At 48.0% G+C, this 17,181-nt stretch carries 15 protein-coding genes; 3 read left to right on the top strand and 12 right to left on the bottom strand.

The genetic code is table 11. The features are described from left to right. Positions 1 to 25 precede the first annotated feature (25 nt). A complete protein-coding gene (locus DW657_RS01575; RefSeq protein WP_118311159.1) occupies positions 26 to 205 on the top strand; it encodes a hypothetical protein in 180 nt (59 codons plus the stop codon). Between the two features lie 79 nt (positions 206 to 284). On the opposite strand, the gene DW657_RS01570 is transcribed toward DW657_RS01575, so the two are convergent. The 11 genes from DW657_RS01570 to pckA form a co-directional block, all read right to left on the bottom strand. Beyond that, positions 285 to 1,514, bottom strand: a complete 1,230-nt coding sequence (locus DW657_RS01570) for an FtsX-like permease family protein (protein ID WP_117662622.1) — start codon at positions 1,512 to 1,514, stop codon at positions 285 to 287. Between the two features lie 16 nt (positions 1,515 to 1,530). Then, positions 1,531 to 1,866, bottom strand: a complete 336-nt coding sequence (gene rbfA, locus DW657_RS01565; protein ID WP_089544731.1) for a 30S ribosome-binding factor RbfA — start codon at positions 1,864 to 1,866, stop codon at positions 1,531 to 1,533. A 30-nt stretch (positions 1,867 to 1,896) separates the two neighbouring features. Beyond that, positions 1,897 to 2,733, bottom strand: a complete 837-nt coding sequence (gene murI, locus DW657_RS01560; protein WP_089544732.1) for a glutamate racemase — start codon at positions 2,731 to 2,733, stop codon at positions 1,897 to 1,899. Further along, a complete protein-coding gene (locus DW657_RS01555; protein ID WP_118311158.1) occupies positions 2,730 to 3,281 on the bottom strand; it encodes an OmpH family outer membrane protein in 552 nt (183 codons plus the stop codon). The genes murI and DW657_RS01555 overlap by 4 nt, the downstream gene beginning before the upstream one ends. A 104-nt stretch (positions 3,282 to 3,385) precedes the next feature. Beyond that, a complete protein-coding gene (locus DW657_RS01550; protein ID WP_089544734.1) occupies positions 3,386 to 3,871 on the bottom strand; it encodes an OmpH family outer membrane protein in 486 nt (161 codons plus the stop codon). 139 nt (positions 3,872 to 4,010) lie between these two features. Beyond that, positions 4,011 to 4,526, bottom strand: a complete 516-nt coding sequence (locus tag DW657_RS01545; protein ID WP_089544735.1) for an OmpH family outer membrane protein — start codon at positions 4,524 to 4,526, stop codon at positions 4,011 to 4,013. 11 nt (positions 4,527 to 4,537) lie between these two features. Beyond that, positions 4,538 to 7,174, bottom strand: a complete 2,637-nt coding sequence (locus DW657_RS01540) for an outer membrane protein assembly factor (RefSeq protein WP_118311157.1) — start codon at positions 7,172 to 7,174, stop codon at positions 4,538 to 4,540. A 50-nt stretch (positions 7,175 to 7,224) separates the two neighbouring features. Beyond that, positions 7,225 to 7,977, bottom strand: a complete 753-nt coding sequence (locus DW657_RS01535) for an isoprenyl transferase (RefSeq protein ID WP_118311156.1) — start codon at positions 7,975 to 7,977, stop codon at positions 7,225 to 7,227. A 24-nt stretch (positions 7,978 to 8,001) separates the two neighbouring features. After that, positions 8,002 to 8,697 (bottom strand): DUF6089 family protein, encoded by a 696-nt coding sequence (locus DW657_RS01530; protein WP_118311155.1) that lies wholly within the window; start codon positions 8,695 to 8,697, stop codon positions 8,002 to 8,004. Positions 8,698 to 8,740: 43 nt separating this feature from the next. Beyond that, entirely contained in the window at positions 8,741 to 10,126 is a 1,386-nt protein-coding gene (locus DW657_RS01525) for a DUF6242 domain-containing protein (RefSeq protein ID WP_147381866.1), read from the bottom strand. 201 nt (positions 10,127 to 10,327) lie between these two features. After that, the gene (gene pckA / locus DW657_RS01520; RefSeq protein WP_117662613.1) at positions 10,328 to 11,929 is read right to left on the bottom strand and encodes a phosphoenolpyruvate carboxykinase (ATP); all 1,602 of its coding nucleotides are present in this window, start codon (positions 11,927 to 11,929) and stop codon (positions 10,328 to 10,330) included. Between the two features lie 469 nt (positions 11,930 to 12,398). Here pckA and upp point away from each other — a divergent pair, with 469 nt between their 5' ends. Continuing rightward, a complete protein-coding gene (upp, locus tag DW657_RS01515; protein ID WP_089544740.1) occupies positions 12,399 to 13,058 on the top strand; it encodes a uracil phosphoribosyltransferase in 660 nt (219 codons plus the stop codon). Between the two features lie 542 nt (positions 13,059 to 13,600). Here upp and DW657_RS01510 read toward each other — a convergent pair. After that, the gene (locus DW657_RS01510; protein ID WP_118311153.1) at positions 13,601 to 15,262 is read right to left on the bottom strand and encodes a nucleoside kinase; all 1,662 of its coding nucleotides are present in this window, start codon (positions 15,260 to 15,262) and stop codon (positions 13,601 to 13,603) included. Positions 15,263 to 15,433: 171 nt separating this feature from the next. Here DW657_RS01510 and DW657_RS01505 point away from each other — a divergent pair, with 171 nt between their 5' ends. Beyond that, on the top strand, positions 15,434 to 17,143 hold the full coding sequence (locus tag DW657_RS01505; protein ID WP_117662605.1) for a Na/Pi cotransporter family protein: 1,710 nt from the start codon (positions 15,434 to 15,436) through the stop codon (positions 17,141 to 17,143). The last annotated feature ends 38 nt before the right edge of the window (positions 17,144 to 17,181 follow it).

Genomic DNA, 17,181 nt, shown 5'->3' with positions numbered 1-17,181 from the left:
AGAGGGTGTGTCACAAGTCTAAATAATGGCAGACGAGGACGGGCTGAAAGCCCAAAAGCTCCTAGCCCAGGGCAGCGCCCTGGGTAATGTTGGCAAAAAACAAGGTCGCCCTGAAAGGGCAAAAGCTTTGAATTTGAAAGCTTTTGCCCTTTCAGGGCGACTTTGTTGTATTTATTCTAAAACCCAGGGCGATGCCCTGGGCTAAGAGCTTCTGCCCTTTCAGGGCGTATGGGATGTGGCTTATGACACACCCTCTTAACTCCTTAATAAAAGAAAGTTCAGTACTAACTCAAAAGTCTTTTGCTCAAAGCTCTCACCGGATACCATACGGCAAGCCAGCCTACGGCGATAACCGTTACAAAGATAATGGCTACATCAGAATAGTGAACGCTTACCGGATAGGCATTTACGATGAAGGAACCCTCGGAGTCGCCCAGTCTTACGAAGCCATACTGCTGCTGCAGCCAGCAGAGCAACAGGCCCAGTCCGATACCAATCACCGCACCAATCACTGCAATCATTCTTCCCTCGAAGAGGAAGACACGCGTAATCTGCTTGTCATTGGCACCCAGATTCCGCAACGTCACCACATCGTTCTTCTTGTCGATGATGAGCATCGAGAGCGAACCGATGATATTGAAACATGCCACTACGAGGATAAAGGTCAGGAAGATGTAAGCCATCAGCTTCTCTATCGACATGATCTTGAAAGTATCTTCCTGCTGCTCAAATCTATCCAACACCTTATATTTGGTGCCGGCAATCTTCTGCATCTCAGCCTTTACTGCCTGCAGGTCACTACCCTCCTTCAGGCGGATCTCCAAATCAGAGAGCATACCCTGCTGCCCGAAGAGGTTGCGCGCAAAGGCAATGGAGGTGATGATATAATTCTTGTCGTATTTCGACTGCTTGACGGCGAAGAGCACACCCGGAGAATTCAGCGAATCAACCACGAAGCCGGCATCCGGATTCATCATATCCAACTGTCCTTCCTTCTGTGGAGCATAAATCTTCATAAAACCATCCCATTTTGCCCCGATACCCAAGGTCTGCGCCAGACGAATACCCACGGTTCCATACTGCAGATTGGCAGCATGGAGCGAGAAACTGCCATCACCATAAAGGATGTCGTTGATATGTGACAACTCAGAGAAGTTGTCGTCCACGCCCTTGATTCTCACCATAGCCTGACGGTCGTCATAGATTGCCAGCGCCTGGTCTTCCACAGTTTCAGTAGCCACATCTACCTGTGGCAGCATACGTATCTGCGTCAATATCGGGTCATCGGCAGGCGCCGTCTTTCCCTCCATCGGCACCACCTTCAACTGCGGGTCGAAGCTCGTAAAGAGCGTAGCCACCAGGTCGTGGAAACCATTAAATACGCTCAGCACGATGACGAGTGCCATCGTTGCCACAGCCACACCAATCACAGAGATGGAGCTGATCACATTGATAACGTGTGTACTCTTCTTGGAAAAGAGATACCTGCGAGCAATAAAGAATGGAAAATTCATTTGTCTTTTTACTTTTTTACTTCTTCAAGAGTTCATCAATGCGCTCCAGATAATCCAGGCTGTCGTCCAGGAAGAAACGGAGCTCAGGAATGATGCGCAACTGATTTCTCACCTTTCTGCCCAAGTCGAAGCGGATAGTCTTCTCGTTGGCATTGATATTCTTCAGAATCTCCTCACCCTTTTCAGATGGGAACACGCTGAGGTAAGCAGTGCAGATGCTAAGATCCGGGCTTACTCTTACCTTAGTAACACTTACCATCACACCATGCATCATGCGGGTCTGTGACTGGAAGATAAGACTCAACTCCTTCTGGAGCAGTCTTGATATACGGTTTTGTCTTGTTTCTTGCATAACTATTAACTATAAACTATTAATTATAAACTATTCAAGGTCCACGTGTGTAACGTCCACCTGCTCATGCAGGAATATCAACGCCGACTCCTTGAATTTCTCCTCACTTTCTGTAGTCAGATACTTGCAGCTACCACCCTTTGTCACCATCTGTTCCATATTCGGATGTCGCTGCAGATAATCCTGCAGACTGTTGGCCACATACTGTCCCTGTGGCACCACTCTCACGCCGTCGGGAAGATTCTTCACGATGCTGCTCATGAGCAGTGGATAATGGGTGCAACCCAGGATGATGGTATCGATGTCCTCATCCATACGCATCAATTGGTCGATGCGCTTCTTGACGAAATAATCAGCACCAGGACTATCTGCCTCGTTAGCCTCTACGATAGCAGCCCAGAGTGGACAAGCCACTCCGCTTACCTGGATATCCGGCCAGAGCTTGCCAATCTCCATCTTGTAGCTCTCGCTCTTGATGGTTCCCTCGGTGGCAAGAATACCCACGTGGCGACTCTTGGTCAGCGTACCTATCACCTCGGCAGTAGGACGGATGATGCCCAGCACGCGGCGGTCAGGGTCCAGTTCCGGGATGTCTCTCTGCTGGATAGAGCGCAGCGCCTTTGCCGAAGCCGTATTGCAACCCAGGATTACCAGATGGCAACCCATGGAAAAAAGCTTCAGCACAGCCTGGCGCGTAAACTTATACACCACCTCGAAGGAGCGCGAACCGTATGGTGCACGGGCATTGTCGCCCAGATACATATAGTCATACTGCGGCAACATCTGGCGCAAGCCATGCAGGATGGTCAAGCCACCATATCCGGAATCAAAGATTCCGATAGGTCCGGGATTGGATGGCAGAATCATTTCAGTTTCTCCTCCAGCACTGCTGTAATATCCTCACCCATTTCTTCACTCAGATAAGGTGTGGCGTTGTTGTCGGTATTGATGATGAAGGCAAATCCCTTCTCCTTGCCAATCTGCTTGGCAGCCTCGTTGATCTGGGTCTTGAGAGGAGCATACGCATCGGTCTCTGCCTGATTCAGGAGTTTGGCAGCCTCAGCCTTGAAGGCGATGTTCTTCTCCATCAATTCACGCAGTTCAGCCTGGCGCTTCTCCAGGATAGTCTTGGCATACGAGCGCTGACCGTCAAGGAATTCCTCATACTTGGTATTAAACTCAGTTTCCACGCGCTTGGTTTCCTCATCATACTTTGCGCGGAGTTCATCCATATTATGCTTGGCTATTGCATAACCAGGCATGGTATGAAAAACCTGCTCAAAGCTGAAGTAGCCAAATCGCAATGCTGGCTGTGCAACGATGGCTGCTGGTTGTTCCGCCGGAGTCTGGTTCTGCTGTGCAGAAGCCGAGAGGGCAACAAGAGCGAGCGCCAAAAATAGGAGATTCTTTTTCATAATGCGTGATACCTTATTATATATGATATGAATATACTAGATGATAAATAAGGGCAGGCACTTGTGCCTGCCCTTAGCTTTTTTATAGAAATACTTACGTTTGATTACTTGATCTTAGCCTGTACTTCCTTGGTAACATCTACCACGTTGGCGCCAGTATAGATAGCTGTGCCTTCCTCCATGATGTATGTATAGTTACCAGCCTTACCTACAGCCTCGATAGCTGTACGTACCTTAGCGATGATAGGCTGCATGAGCTCACTGCTCTTCTTCTGCAACTCCTGCTGACCATCCTGGTAAGCCTGCTGAATCTTCTGCTGAAGACCCTGCAATTCTGTTTCCTTCTGCTGCTTGGCAGTAGCATTCATTGTGCTTGCGCCCTTCTGGTACTCGTCTGCCTTGCGCTGGAACTCATCCTGCATAGACTTGAGGTCGTTCTCCTTCTGCTTCTGGAGAGCTTCCAACTCGCCGTTGGCCTTAGCTACGTCTGGCAAAGACTGCATGATCTGCTGAGTATTTACCTTACCGAACTTCTGTGCCATCATTGTCATTGGTGCGCAAAGCATCAACATTAAAATAAGCTTTTTCATTTCTGTTTATTCTTTTTTAATTATTATTCTTAATTGGTTATGCCGAGGGCGGTATTTTCCTGCCGCATCCTCTCTTATCGGCTGCAAATATACAATTATTTCTTGAAATAACCTAGATTATTTCCTGGAATAACACTTATTATTTGTTAGAATAGCCTAATTTCTGGAGTACCTCGTTGCTGATGTCTATTTTTGGCGAACCAAAAATGATGCCATTGTTGCTGGCTCTATCAAGAACAAGCGAGTAGCCGCGCAGGTTGGAAATCTCCTTCACGGCATTGTAAATCTCCTCCTGGATAGGTCCCATCAGTGCCTCGCGCTTCTTGTAAAGCTCTCCCTCGGCACCGAAGTATTTCTTCTTCAGGTCGCTGGCTTCCTTCTCCTTCTGCATAATGGAGTCCTGCTTGGCCTTCTTCTGCTCCTGTGAGAGGAATACTACCTCGTTCTGATAGTTCTTGTACATGGTGCTTGCTTCCAGATTGAGCGCCTCAACCTCGGCCTGCCACTTGCGGCTCACCTGGTTCAACTGTTCGTTGGCACGCTCATAAGCTGGGATATTGCGCAGGATGTACTCCATATCCACCAATGCATATTTCTGTGCATGTGCTGAGATGGCTGCTACAGCCATCATCAGCATCAATACTATTTTCTTCATAAAATCCGTCTTTAGAATTCCTGACCTAAGATGAAGTGGAACTGACTTCCACCCTTCTTATACTGGCTACCGTTCCATACCTTGTCGAAACCGTAAGCCCAGTCAATACCCATCAGACCCACCATTGGCAGGAAGATACGCACACCGACACCGGCACTGCGCTTCATGCTGAATGGGTTGAAGTCCTTGGTATCATACCAGGCGTTACCTGCCTCTACGAAGGTCAAACCATAGATAGTGGTATTGCCCAGGAGGAATGGATAACGGAGCTCCAATGAGAAGCGGTCGTATGCATAAGCATAGTAACCGGTTGTAGGACTGTAAGATACAGAACCATTCTCATAACCGCGGAGTCCGATGGTCTCCTCACCATAATAGGATGAATAACCGCTCATACCGTCACCACCCACATAGTAGGTCTCGAATGGACTCTTCTTGTACTTGTTGTAAGCACCGAGCAAACCGAGTTCTACACGGGTCATCAATACGAAGCACTTCTGACCCTCTGTAAGTGCGGTATAGGTCTTTGCCTTGAACTTCCACTTGTGATACTCAATCCAGCGGTATTTCTCCTGCTGCTCTGCAGAGTAGGTTGGAGACTTGGAGCTGTTGGCGAGGTTCTTGTAGTCCTTGTTGTCGAACGCACTCCATGGTGGAGTAAGGTTGACACTTGCCTCAAACTCTGAACCACGACGTGGGAAGAGCTGGTTGTCGGTTGACGTACGGTTCAATGCGATGGTCAAGTTCAAGTTGTTCGCATTACCGTTGGTCATCAGCATATAGCTCCAGTTCTTCATCATGTAGCGCTGGTAAGCCAACTGCACAGACAAGGTGAAGTAATCATCCGGCCAACGGAGGCGCTTACCCCAACCGAGGCTCACACCCACCATCTGGATGTACTTGTCTGGATCGTAATAATTCTCGTAGTTGTTATAGTAACTAGAACCATAGCCATATAAATAACTCTGATAGTTGTACATGGCTGCATTATTGTAATAGTTACTTGACACGTCTGTACTCTTGCTGTAGTATGCACCTACGCTGAACTGGATAGGGCGCTTGCCGCCAAACCAGTTGGTAGAGTAGCTTACGTTGTAGCTCTGGTAGTAGGTACCATTGGTCTGTGCACCGATGCTCAGCACCTCACCATCACCGATAGGCATGATACCACGGTGTTCCTTGTTCTTGTTGAAGAGGTTTGCCATAGAGAAGTTATTGAGCTTCAAGCCCACACGTCCGATGACACCGGTCTGACCCCAACCGAGCGAGAACTCAATCTGGTCGTTACTCTTCTGCTCCAAGTTCCAGTTTACATCCACAGTACCGTCCTCGTAGTTAGGCTTTACATCTGGTGAAACCTTCTCAGCATCGAAGTGACCCATGGAAGCCAACTCACGAGCCGAACGCATCAGGGCATCCTTAGAGAAGAGGTCGCCTGGCTTGGTACGGAGCTCACGGCGTACTACGTTCTCATAGAGACGGGTATTACCATTGATACGTACGTGGCTCAGGTAAGCCTGAGGTCCCTCTGTCACGCGCATCTCCAGATCGATGGAATCGCCGTCGATGTTCACTTCGGCAGGATTGATGTTAGAGAACACGTAACCATTGTTGTAATAGAGGTTGCCCACAGCATCTTCATCTTCCTGCAATCGCTTGCCCAGGAGTTTCTGGTTATACACATCGCCCTTCTTCATGCCGAGCACGGCATTCAGATAGTCGGTAGCATATACGGTGTTGCCCACCCAGTTGATATTGCGGGTAAAGTAGCGCTTACCCTCATCTACCTTGACATATACGTTGACGTGCTTCTCGTCGAAGTTGCTTACGCTGTCTTCCAGGATCTGCGCATCACGATAACCATACTCGTAGTATTTGTCGATGAGTTTCTGCTTGTCTTCCTTCCATCTCTCAGGAGTAAACTTCTTCGATTTAAAGAAAGTAGCAAACTTGCCAGCCTCGTGGGTCTTGGCAAAGGCACCCTTCGAAAAGAGTCCACCCTTGATCTTTCTGTCCGAGAGTTTCTCGTTACCATCGATGGTAATCTGGTGAACCTTGATTTTCTGTTTCTTATCTACGATCACGTCCAGGATTACCTGGCCCTTGTTAGCCACATCGTCGCGCTGGTTGATCTGGATTTCAGCATTCTTGAAGCCCTTGTCATCGAAGTATTTCTTGGCAAGGATCTTGGCACGGTCGAGCATATTAGGTGTTACCTGAGTACCCTTGACCATACCGAGTTTCTGCTCCATATCCTCACGCTCGCTCTTCTTCAAACCCACATAATGGATGTCAGAGATACGAGGTCTTACTGCGAGATAGATGTGAAGATAAAGTTTTTCACCCACGATAGAGTCGGCAGCGATAGCGACTTTAGAGAAAAGTCCATGTTTCCAATAGCGCTTGACGGCATTGGTAATAGCGTCGCCTGGCACTTCAATCTCTTCTCCCACTGTCAGGCCCGAGATACCAGTGAGCACATAGTCTTCGTATCCTTCCACACCCGACACATTGATACCTCCAAGGGTCAAGGTGCGAGGGGTTCCGGCATACGAGATATCTGGATGTACTATCTTGTCTTGTGCCATAACCTGCACACTCGCCATGATGCCGAATAGCAGGATGAAAATCTTTCTTAGCTTGTTCATTTATACCTTATTATATATATAGTATCTATTTTTCGTCCTTTTTCCCCCTTTTACTTCTCTTCCTCTGCTTCTACCTGAGCCTCGGTCTTGCCAAAACGGCGCTGGCGCGACTGGTAGCTCTCGATAGCCTTGTGCAGGCACTCCTCGTTGAAGTCTGGCCAATAGGTATCGCAGAAATACAACTCAGAATAGGCAATCTGCCACAACAGGTAGTTGCTGATACGCAACTCGCCACCTGTACGGATCAGGAGCTCAGGGTCTGGCATGAAGTTGGTCTCCAGGTGCTTCTCGAAGTTTTCCTCGGTAAGCATCTTCTCAACCTCCTCATAGCTGGCACCATTCTCCATTGCCTCCTTCACGGTTTTCTTCATCGCATTCATGATTTCCCAGCGCGAAGAGTAGCTCAGGGCTACCACCATGGTCATGGCATCGTTCTTGGCGGTATGGTCCATGGTCTCCTGCAACTTGTCCTGCACAGCCTGTGGCAGACGCTTCAAGTCGCCGATGACACGGAATCGCACATTGTTCTTCATGAAGATTTCATCCTCCAGAGAAGTCAGCACCAGTCCCATCAGGGCAGAAATCTCGTCGGCAGGACGATTCCAGTTTTCAGTAGAGAAAGTATAGAGAGTAAGGTACTTCACACCGAGGCGAGTACATTCTGATGTAATGCAACGCACTGCGTCAACTCCAGCCTGATGGCCGTAGCTGCGATCCTTACCTCTTTCTGTTGCCCAGCGTCCATTGCCATCCATGATGATGGCGATGTGCTCAGGTATTCTGTTCATATCCAAGTTGTTCATATCTTATTCTTTAATTAAGAGTTCTTATTCTTCTTTATTACACGTTTTACACTTTGCGCTGAAGCTGTAGGTGAACGAGACTTGCAGCATGGAGTAGCAGTCCTGGTTTTTCCAGAGTCCGCTGCTCTTGATGCCATAAGGGTCTTTTACCCCATCCAGTTCATCGCTCAGCGAGAAATGGATGCTCCAATCTACGCCTACGTTCATCCGTTCGTTTATCTTGTATTTCGCCCCGATGCCCAAAGGCACGTTGGCGGTAAAGACATTCTTCTGTTCTCCTTTCACAAAGGTGGCTCCCAGACCTCCGAAGATGAAAGGCACCAGCCTCCTGGCTCCTCTGTAGTCCCTGCCTGTGCCGTAAGGCCAGAAATTGTACTCGAAGACGAAGCTCATATCCACCAGGGTATTGCTGAAGGAGTAGGCTTTCCCATCCAGGTCGGGATAATCGGTCTTCACCTTGTCGTTAGAGCCTTTCAGCTTGCCCAGCCCCAGGTTGAACCGCAGATCCTTGTAGGGGTCGAAGTTGTATCTTCCCACGATGGCTGCCATCGGCTGCTGGTGGGCAAGAATATTGCCGTTCAGGTCGCCCTCATAGGCAACCAGTCCCACGCCGGCACCCATCTCCAGACGATACTGGTAATCGTCCTGTGCCCTCATCACCTGCAACGGCAAGAGGAACAAGACCGGCAGCAACAAGCATTTACACAAGTTTCTCCTCATGTCTATACCTTCCGCGATATGAATATGATTCCCGACGACGGTCTTATTCGAAGATAGTCTGATCCTTGATCCAGCCATCCTTGTTGAAGCGGCCCTTCCATACGCTGCCGTTTCTTACTACCCAGTAGAAGTTGTCCTTGTCGCGGCAGAAGCCGAAGCGCTGGGTGGCAGCAGAGAATCCGGCTGGCATAGTTACGAGTGTATCTACACCCCATGTCAGTCCGTTGTTCTTGCTCTTATACCATTTGCCGTTGCTGCCGAGAGCTACGAAGCCAGAATCAGCACCACAGACGAGCACCTGATCCATCATTGGCATCTTGCCACTCTGGTAAGCATCATATTCTATATAGTTCCATGCGCTTTCTGAAGCATTGGCAGAGTAATCAGCCACATGATTCCAGAGTGTAGCGATGGTATCGCCATAGCTTGCATCACGGGTACCGAGCAGGAGAACATTCTCTACATTCTTCACAGAAGCGATGGTAGAAACATTCATGCTCAGGTTCTGGGTAGGCAGGAGTGAGAGGTCAGCATCCATCTTCTGGGCAGCCCAAGTTGCGCCATTGTCCTTAGACACGGCGATGCCTGTAGCGGTGAAGGCATAGAGATACTTGCTGCTGGCACCTACCAACTGCTTGAGCTGGCTATCCTCGCCTACCAGACTCCAGGTTGCAGCATCGGCAGAAGCATACACCTTGCCATCAGAGAGGATGTAGAGCTGATCGCCCATCTGCACCGCGTTCTGATAATCGGCAGCTGCGAAAGTCTGGTTGGCTGTTACCTCAGCCCAGTTGTTACCGTCGCTTGCAGCACTCTTGTATATCTTCATTCCCCCGAGGGTCTTGCCGAATACATAGATATGGCTTCCCAGGGCAAGCACCTTCAAGTCGCTGAGTGCTGCGAGCTGCTCATTGAGTTGAGCCTTGGCTTGCCAGTTGAACTCATTGCCTTCCTGCTGATGCACGTTCACCTTTACAGTGTAAGTAACGTAGGCATTGAGCGAGTTGTTATATACACGAACCATTCGTGGCTGAGAGAAGTCGATGGAATCGGTGCTGGAATAATACTTTGCCGAGTCGATCTTCTCAGGGCAATTCTTGTGCATGATGAAGATAGGGCTGCTGTTCTTGCTACTGATGGTAGCCAATACGGCAGCGGTCCTTGTCTTGGTAGGCAAGGAATCTACGTTATAGATCTGGCGGTTAACCTGATCTATATAAAATTTATAGTTAGCTCCATTCACTTTATCAGCGATCAGAGTATCCTTGCCTGCAGTAGTCTTCGTGTATCTACCGAGCTTTCCCAAAGAGAAACTCGTGATGGCTGTATCATTTGTATATTCTACTACCGTCTCGTCGCTGTTCAAGCATGAAGAGAGCGACAAAGTAGCTGCAACAAGTGCTATAAAAGCTAAAAATTTACTTTTCATTCTATCCAATTTTTCTTTTTAGCTGCAAATTTACTGAGAATTCTTTAAAAACTCGACCTTTTCTCCTTATTATTATGCAAATTATTCATTTTAGGCGCATTTTTTAAGTTTTTTAGTGATTTCGAGGCGTAAAAACGAAGAAATCCCGCCTCTCTTGCGAGAAACGGGATTCCATATTTAGTATAAATTCGAAATGTCGAATTAGAGCTGTGGACCAGCAGCAACGAGAGCCTTACCAGCCTCGTTGTTTGTGTACTTAGCGAAGTTCTTGATGAAACGAGCAGCCAAATCCTTAGCCTTCTCCTCCCACTGAGAAGCATCAGCGTATGTATCGCGTGGATCCAAAATCTCAGTAGCTACACCTGGCAACTCTGTTGGAACCTTGAAGTCGAACATAGGAATCTGCTTTGTTGGAGCCTTGTCGATGTCACCGTTCAGGATAGCGTCGATGATACCACGTGTATCGCGGATAGAGATACGCTTGCCTGTACCGTTCCAACCTGTGTTAACGAGGTATGCCTTAGCATTGTTCTTGTTCATCTTCTTAACCAACTCCTGAGCGTACTTTGTTGGGTGCAACTCCAAGAATGCCTGACCGAAGCAAGCAGAGAATGTTGGAGTAGGCTCTGTGATACCGCGCTCTGTACCAGCCAACTTAGCTGTGAAGCCAGAGAGGAAGTAGTACTGAGTCTGCTCTGGAGTCAGGATAGATACTGGAGGCAATACACCGAATGCATCAGCTGACAGGAAGATAACCTGCTTAGCAGCTGGAGCAGAAGAACCTGGCTGGATGTTGTTGATGTGGAAGATTGGGTAAGAAACACGAGTGTTCTCAGTTACGCTCTTATCAGCGAAATCAATCTTACCATCAGCAGCTACAGTTACGTTCTCGAGGAGAGCGTTGCGCTTGATAGCGTTGTAGATGTCTGGCTCAGACTCCTTGTCAAGGTTGATAACCTTAGCGTAGCAACCACCTTCGAAGTTGAATACACCATTGTCATCCCATCCGTGCTCATCGTCACCGATCAACTTACGCTTAGGGTCTGTTGACAATGTAGTCTTACCTGTACCAGAAAGACCGAAGAAGATAGCTGTATTCTCACCGTTCATATCGCAGTTAGCAGAGCAGTGCATAGAAGCCATACCCTTCAATGGCAAGAAGTAGTTCATCATAGAGAACATACCCTTCTTCATCTCACCACCATACCATGTGTTGATGATAACCTGCTCCTTAGATGTTACGTTGAAAGCAACGCAAGTCTCTGAGTTCAAGCCGAGCTCCTTGTAGTTCTCTACCTTAGCCTTAGAAGCGTTGTAAACAACGAAGTCTGGCTCGAATGCCTCAAGCTCCTCAGCTGTAGGACGGATGAACATGTTTGTTACGAAGTGAGCCTGCCAAGCAACCTCAACGATGAAACGAACAGCCATACGTGTATCCTTGTTAGCACCGCAGAAACCATCTACTACATAGAGGTTCTTGTTGCAGAGCTCCTTAACAGCGAGATCCTTAACAGTACCCCAAACCTGCTCAGACATTGGGTGGTTATCGTTCTTGTACTCCTCTGTTGTCCACCATACAGTGTCCTTAGAGTTCTCGTCCATTACGATGTACTTATCCTTAGGTGAGCGACCAGTGTAGATACCTGTCATAACGTTAACTGCACCTAACTCTGTCTGCTGACCCTTCTCGTAACCCTCGAGACCAGCCTTTGTCTCCTCCTCGAACAACTGCTCGTAAGAAGGATTGTGAGCGATTACTGTAGCACCAGTAATGCCGTACTTTGTCAAATCTAACTTTGCCATTTTTTCTAAATGTATTTAAGTTGTGAAATATTTTTTTCTGAAACTTTATCCTAATATTCAAAATGGGATTTCCAAAACCCTTTTTTCCTAAAACCGCCGCAAAGTTACAAAAAATATGTTTTATGGCAAAGATTCTTAGATAATATTCTTGCTTTTTAAAACCTTTTTAGGTTAAAGAATTAAAAAATCGACCCATTCATCTATAATTTGCCATATTGACTTTGCAAATATTCGCCGCAAATCTGCTTCATCCAAATTCATTTTCCACCTATTATATATATAGGGGTTCAGAAGACACATAAAAGCCCATGGATGACACCAGAAGAAGCCGGATGGAAAAAATAACGGAAAACATTTTGCGGTTTCCGGATTTTGCCTTATCTTTGCATCACCTTTGCTGCATCTTGACAGATGATTTCAGCAGGAATAAACATCAATTGAAATAACAAGAATATAAATACTACGACTTATGAAAATTAATAATCTGAGCGAGCATAACTGCATCATCAACCGCTATCTGGCTGAGATGCGCGACTGCGAGTATCAAAAGAACCGACTCCTCTTCCGCAACAACATCAAGAGAATCGGCGAGTATGAGGCTTTTGAAATTTCAAAGACCCTCAATTACGAGAACAGAGACGTGACTACCCCTCTTGGTGTAGCCCAGGTAAATTTCCCTACCGACAAGATAGTCATCGGTACGATTTTCCGTGCAGGCCTGCCTTTCCATGAGGGTTTCCTCAATATCTTCGACCACTCCGGCAATGCTTTCGTGAGTGCCTATCGCGAATATACCAACAAGGAGCATACCGAGGTGGGGGTTCATATCGAGTATCTGGCTACTCCAGACCTTACCGGCAAGACGCTCATCATCGCAGACCCTATGCTTGCCACAGGCATCAGCATGGAGATGGGTATGAAGGCGCTCCTTACCAAGGGAACCCCTAAGCACATCCATGTAGCCTGCGTGCTTGCCGCTCCACAGGGCATCGAGCACGTCAAGAAGACTTTCCCGGAGGATAAGACTACCATCTGGTGTGCATCCATCGATGAGGGACTGAACGAGCACAAATACATCATTCCTGGCTTCGGCGATGCCGGAGACCTCTGCTACGGAAGCAAGCTCTAAAGCGAAAAACGGCTGTATAGAAAGCCACTTTCGCTTTTACTCTTCACTCTTCACGCTTTGGCATTAATCCATTAATTATCAATACATTAAACAGGTGAAGAGTCAAGCTTCACTCTTCACCACTCTTCACCTCTCTTCACCTTATCACGAAGCTCAGCCATCATTGAAGCCTGGAGCTGGTCATCATTGAAGACAGAAGGTGGTCATCATTGAAGCCCGGAGCTGGTCATCATTGAAGACCAGACGTTGTTCCTGAAATGATTTCGCCCTCAAAAAAAAGTCAGGGTGAAGAGTGGTGAAGAGTGGTGAAGAGTCAGCCCCTACTCTTCACCCACAATACTCATTGAACATCAGTAACTTACGCTCAAAATGTGAAGAGTGAAGAGTAAAAGCGAGAGTGGCGCTTGATACGCAAGAAAATGAAGCAGTAGCGCTTATCTTCAAAACTCCTTCACGACATAACGAATCTTGCCTCACCACGGCAAGATATTGCCCTGGTAAAGGGCAATATTGTGCCATAGTGAGGCAAAAAACACTAACTCCTAATAATGGAATGAACTGCCGCCCAGGAACTCTCGCAAGAGGGAGGTTGGAGGCAGATTATTATAAGGTATTCCCTTGAAATACTTCAGGAACTTCAGCAGGCGGTAAGCCTCAGCAAATTCCTCACAATTCTCCGGCACCTGCTGGAGCAACGGTTCAGCCTGCATCTTGAGAACCGACAACTCATAGAGCATCGCCGTATTCAGCATGGCATCGGCATTCTCCTGGAATGGGAAAATCCACTTGTTCTCTCCGGATCTTACCGATGGCCAGCGGCGGATGGTTTCCTGGGCAGATACACCTCTATATTTATAGTCGCGAATGATGCGGCGCAGCAGACGATTATCCGTTGTAGGGATGTAATTGTGATTATCCAGCAGAATGGTGGTCAGCGCAGAAGCATACACACGGAAGATCTGCTCTTCGGGAACATGCGCCGTAAGCTCCGGATTCAGGGCGTGGATTCCCTCTACCACCAGAACATTGTTAGGCTCCAGCTTCAACTTCTTACCACTCTTCACACTTTTGCCCGAAGGAAAATCGTATTTCGGCAGTTCCACCTCCTCGCCACGGAAGAGCGCATTAAACTGCTCGTTGAGCAAATCGAGGTTCAGGGCATAGATACTCTCAAAATCAAATTCACCATTCTCATCCTTCGGTGTCTTATCCCTATCCACGAAGTAATCATCGAGCGAAATCTGCAGAGGCTTCAGTCCGTTTACGGCAAGCTGGATGCTCAGACGCTTGCAGGAAGTAGTCTTGCCCGAAGAAGACGGACCCGCCAGCAGCACCAGCTTCACCCCTTTGCGGCTGGCAATCTCCTCGGCAATCTTCGCCAGCTTCTTCTCCTGCAGCGCTTCGCTGATATTGATGATATCCGTAGCATGTCCCGCGTCGATAGCCTGGTTGAAGTCACCCACGGTTCTGATACCCAGGATTTCCTGCCAGCGATGATGCTCCTTGAAGATATCAAACATCTTGTCCTGCCGGGTCATTTCGCCCAGCTCATCCGGGTTGCTGACCGAAGGAATGCGCAGCAACATGCCATCATAGTACTTCTCCAACCCGAAGAGATAGAGCTGGGAGGTATTGGTGAGTAGGGTGCCATAATAATAATCCACATATTCACCTATTTTATAATAAGTGGTATAGATGGAACCCGAAGTTCTGAGAAGCTTCACCTTCTCCACATCGCCCTTTTCCTGGAAGAGGGCGATAGCCTCCTCGGTAGGCACCGTGAAGCGGCGTATCGGCATCTTGGAGTCGATGATCTCCTGCATGCGGCGGCGGAGGATGTTCACATCCTCATCTACTACCGGGCGCCCCAGACGGATATCCACATAGAATCCGTTGGATACCGGAATATCGATGACCACATCCGTATTCGGATAAATATCCTGCACTGCCTTGCACAGTACAAAGAAAAGCGTCCGGGTATAGGCACGTGAACCCGACGCAGAGTTCATATCCAGGAATTCTACATCCTTGGAGTTATAAACACGGTAATGCATGCCTTCCACCTTGTTATTTACCCTCGCAGACACCGGTCCATGGGTCATTTTAAGGTCAAATGAAGAAAAAACATCAAAAAGTGTGCTTCCGATTTCGACTTTCTGAGATTTTTTATTATTTTTGCAACGGATTTGTATCTTCTGTTTCATTTGCGTTAAAACTATGTTACAAAGTTAATAATCTACAGCCTAACGAAGACCTCCCAGGAGGACGTTCACCGGGCCTGAGCAAGCCCTCAAGCGGAGCATTGCTTACAGAGCGTAAAGTTACGAAAAAAAACGTAAACTTGATGATTTTGACAACATTAATTAAGTTATAATATGTCGATTTGGATATTTTTTAGGCTTATCGGAGCACTCGCCTTACTGATGTTTGGTATGAAGACCATGAGCGACAGTTTGCAGAAGATGGCCGGACCACAGCTCCGCCATGTGTTAGGAACTATGACCACCAATCGTTTGACGGGCATACTCTCGGGTACGCTCATCACGGCTGCCGTACAGTCTTCTACTGCTACGACAGTGATGACGGTATCATTCGTAAATGCCGGTCTCCTCACCCTTGCCCAGGCTATTTCGGTTATCATGGGTGCCAATATCGGTACCACGCTCACCGCCTGGATCATGAGTGCAGGATTCTCATTCAACATCACCGACTTTGTGTGGCTGGCGTTCTTCATCGCCATCATCCTCATCTATAGCAAGAAGCGCAAAATCATAGGCGACTTCATCTTCGGTATCTCCTTTATGTTCCTCGGCTTGGGTACACTTCGCCAAACCGGTATCGACATGGATCTGGCTCATAACCAGCCGGTTCTGGAGTTCTTCTCCAGCTTCGACCCTCACAGCTTCCAGACTACCATCACCTTTCTGATCATTGGTAGTATCCTGACCATGTGTGTGCAGAGTTCGGCAGCCGTTATGGCGATTACGATGATTCTCTGTTCTACCGGCGTACTGCCTATCTATCAGGGTATTGCGCTCGTAATGGGTGAGAACATCGGTACCACCGTAACTTCCAACGTGGCAGCACTCACCGCCAACACGCAGGCGCGAAGAGCGGCGATGGCGCACATGGTATTCAACATCTTCGGTGTGCTGTGGATACTCTGCGTATTCCGTCCGTTCATCCATCTGGTTTGCGGCTGGGTAGGTTTCGACGATGCCATGGAGAAGAGCGATCCTCACTTCGTTGCCAATGCAGCCAAGCTGTCGTTCGTGCTCGCCGCCTTCCATACCACGTTCAACCTCTCCAACACCTTTATCCTGGTATGGTTTATCCCACAGATAGAGAAGCTGGTATGCAAGATTATCCGTCCTAAGAAGAATGCCGACGAAGATGATTTCCGTCTGCGTTTCATCCAGAGTGGTATCATGAAGACTCCGGAAATCTCAGTATTGGAGGCTCAGAAGGAGATCCACTGTTTCGCCGAGCGCATCCAGCGTATGTTCGGTATGGTGAAGGAACTCCTGGGCGAGACCAACGACGACAAGTTCATCAAGCTCTATACCCGCATCGAGAAATACGAGGGAATCTCCGACAACATGGAGATTGAGATTGCGAAGTATCTCGACCAGGTGAGCGATTCTCATCTTTCTGATGAGACCAAGGCGAAGATCCGCGCCATGCTGCGTGAGATTTCAGAGATTGAGAGTATCGGTGACAGCTGTTTCAACATTGCCCGCACCCTCAACCGCCGCATCCGTGGCAAGGAAGACTTCATTCCTTCTCAGTATGAGCACATGCACCAGATGATGGAGCTTACAGATAATGCCCTCACCCAGATGAACATCACCCTGGTGGGGCATAAGGTAGATAATGATGCCAACCTCTCTTTCAACATCGAGAACGAGATCAACAACTATCGCAACCAGTTGAAGAGTCAGAACATCAACGATGTAAACAACCATCTCTACACCTATGCCATCGGTACCATGTATATGGATATCATCCAGGAATGCGAGAAGCTCGGCGACTACGTGGTAAACGTAGTAGAGGCTCGTATGGGTGTAAGACAGCATGAGGCTTAACCCTCAATGAAATTAGCTGCATGAGGCTCACCCCCAAT

Origin of the sequence: Prevotella sp. AM23-5 (assembly GCF_003473645.1) — a bacterium.
In the GTDB taxonomy this organism is placed as follows: Bacteria; Bacteroidota; Bacteroidia; order Bacteroidales; family Bacteroidaceae; genus Prevotella; species Prevotella copri_A.
This window is presented reverse-complemented; position numbering and strand designations above follow the sequence as displayed.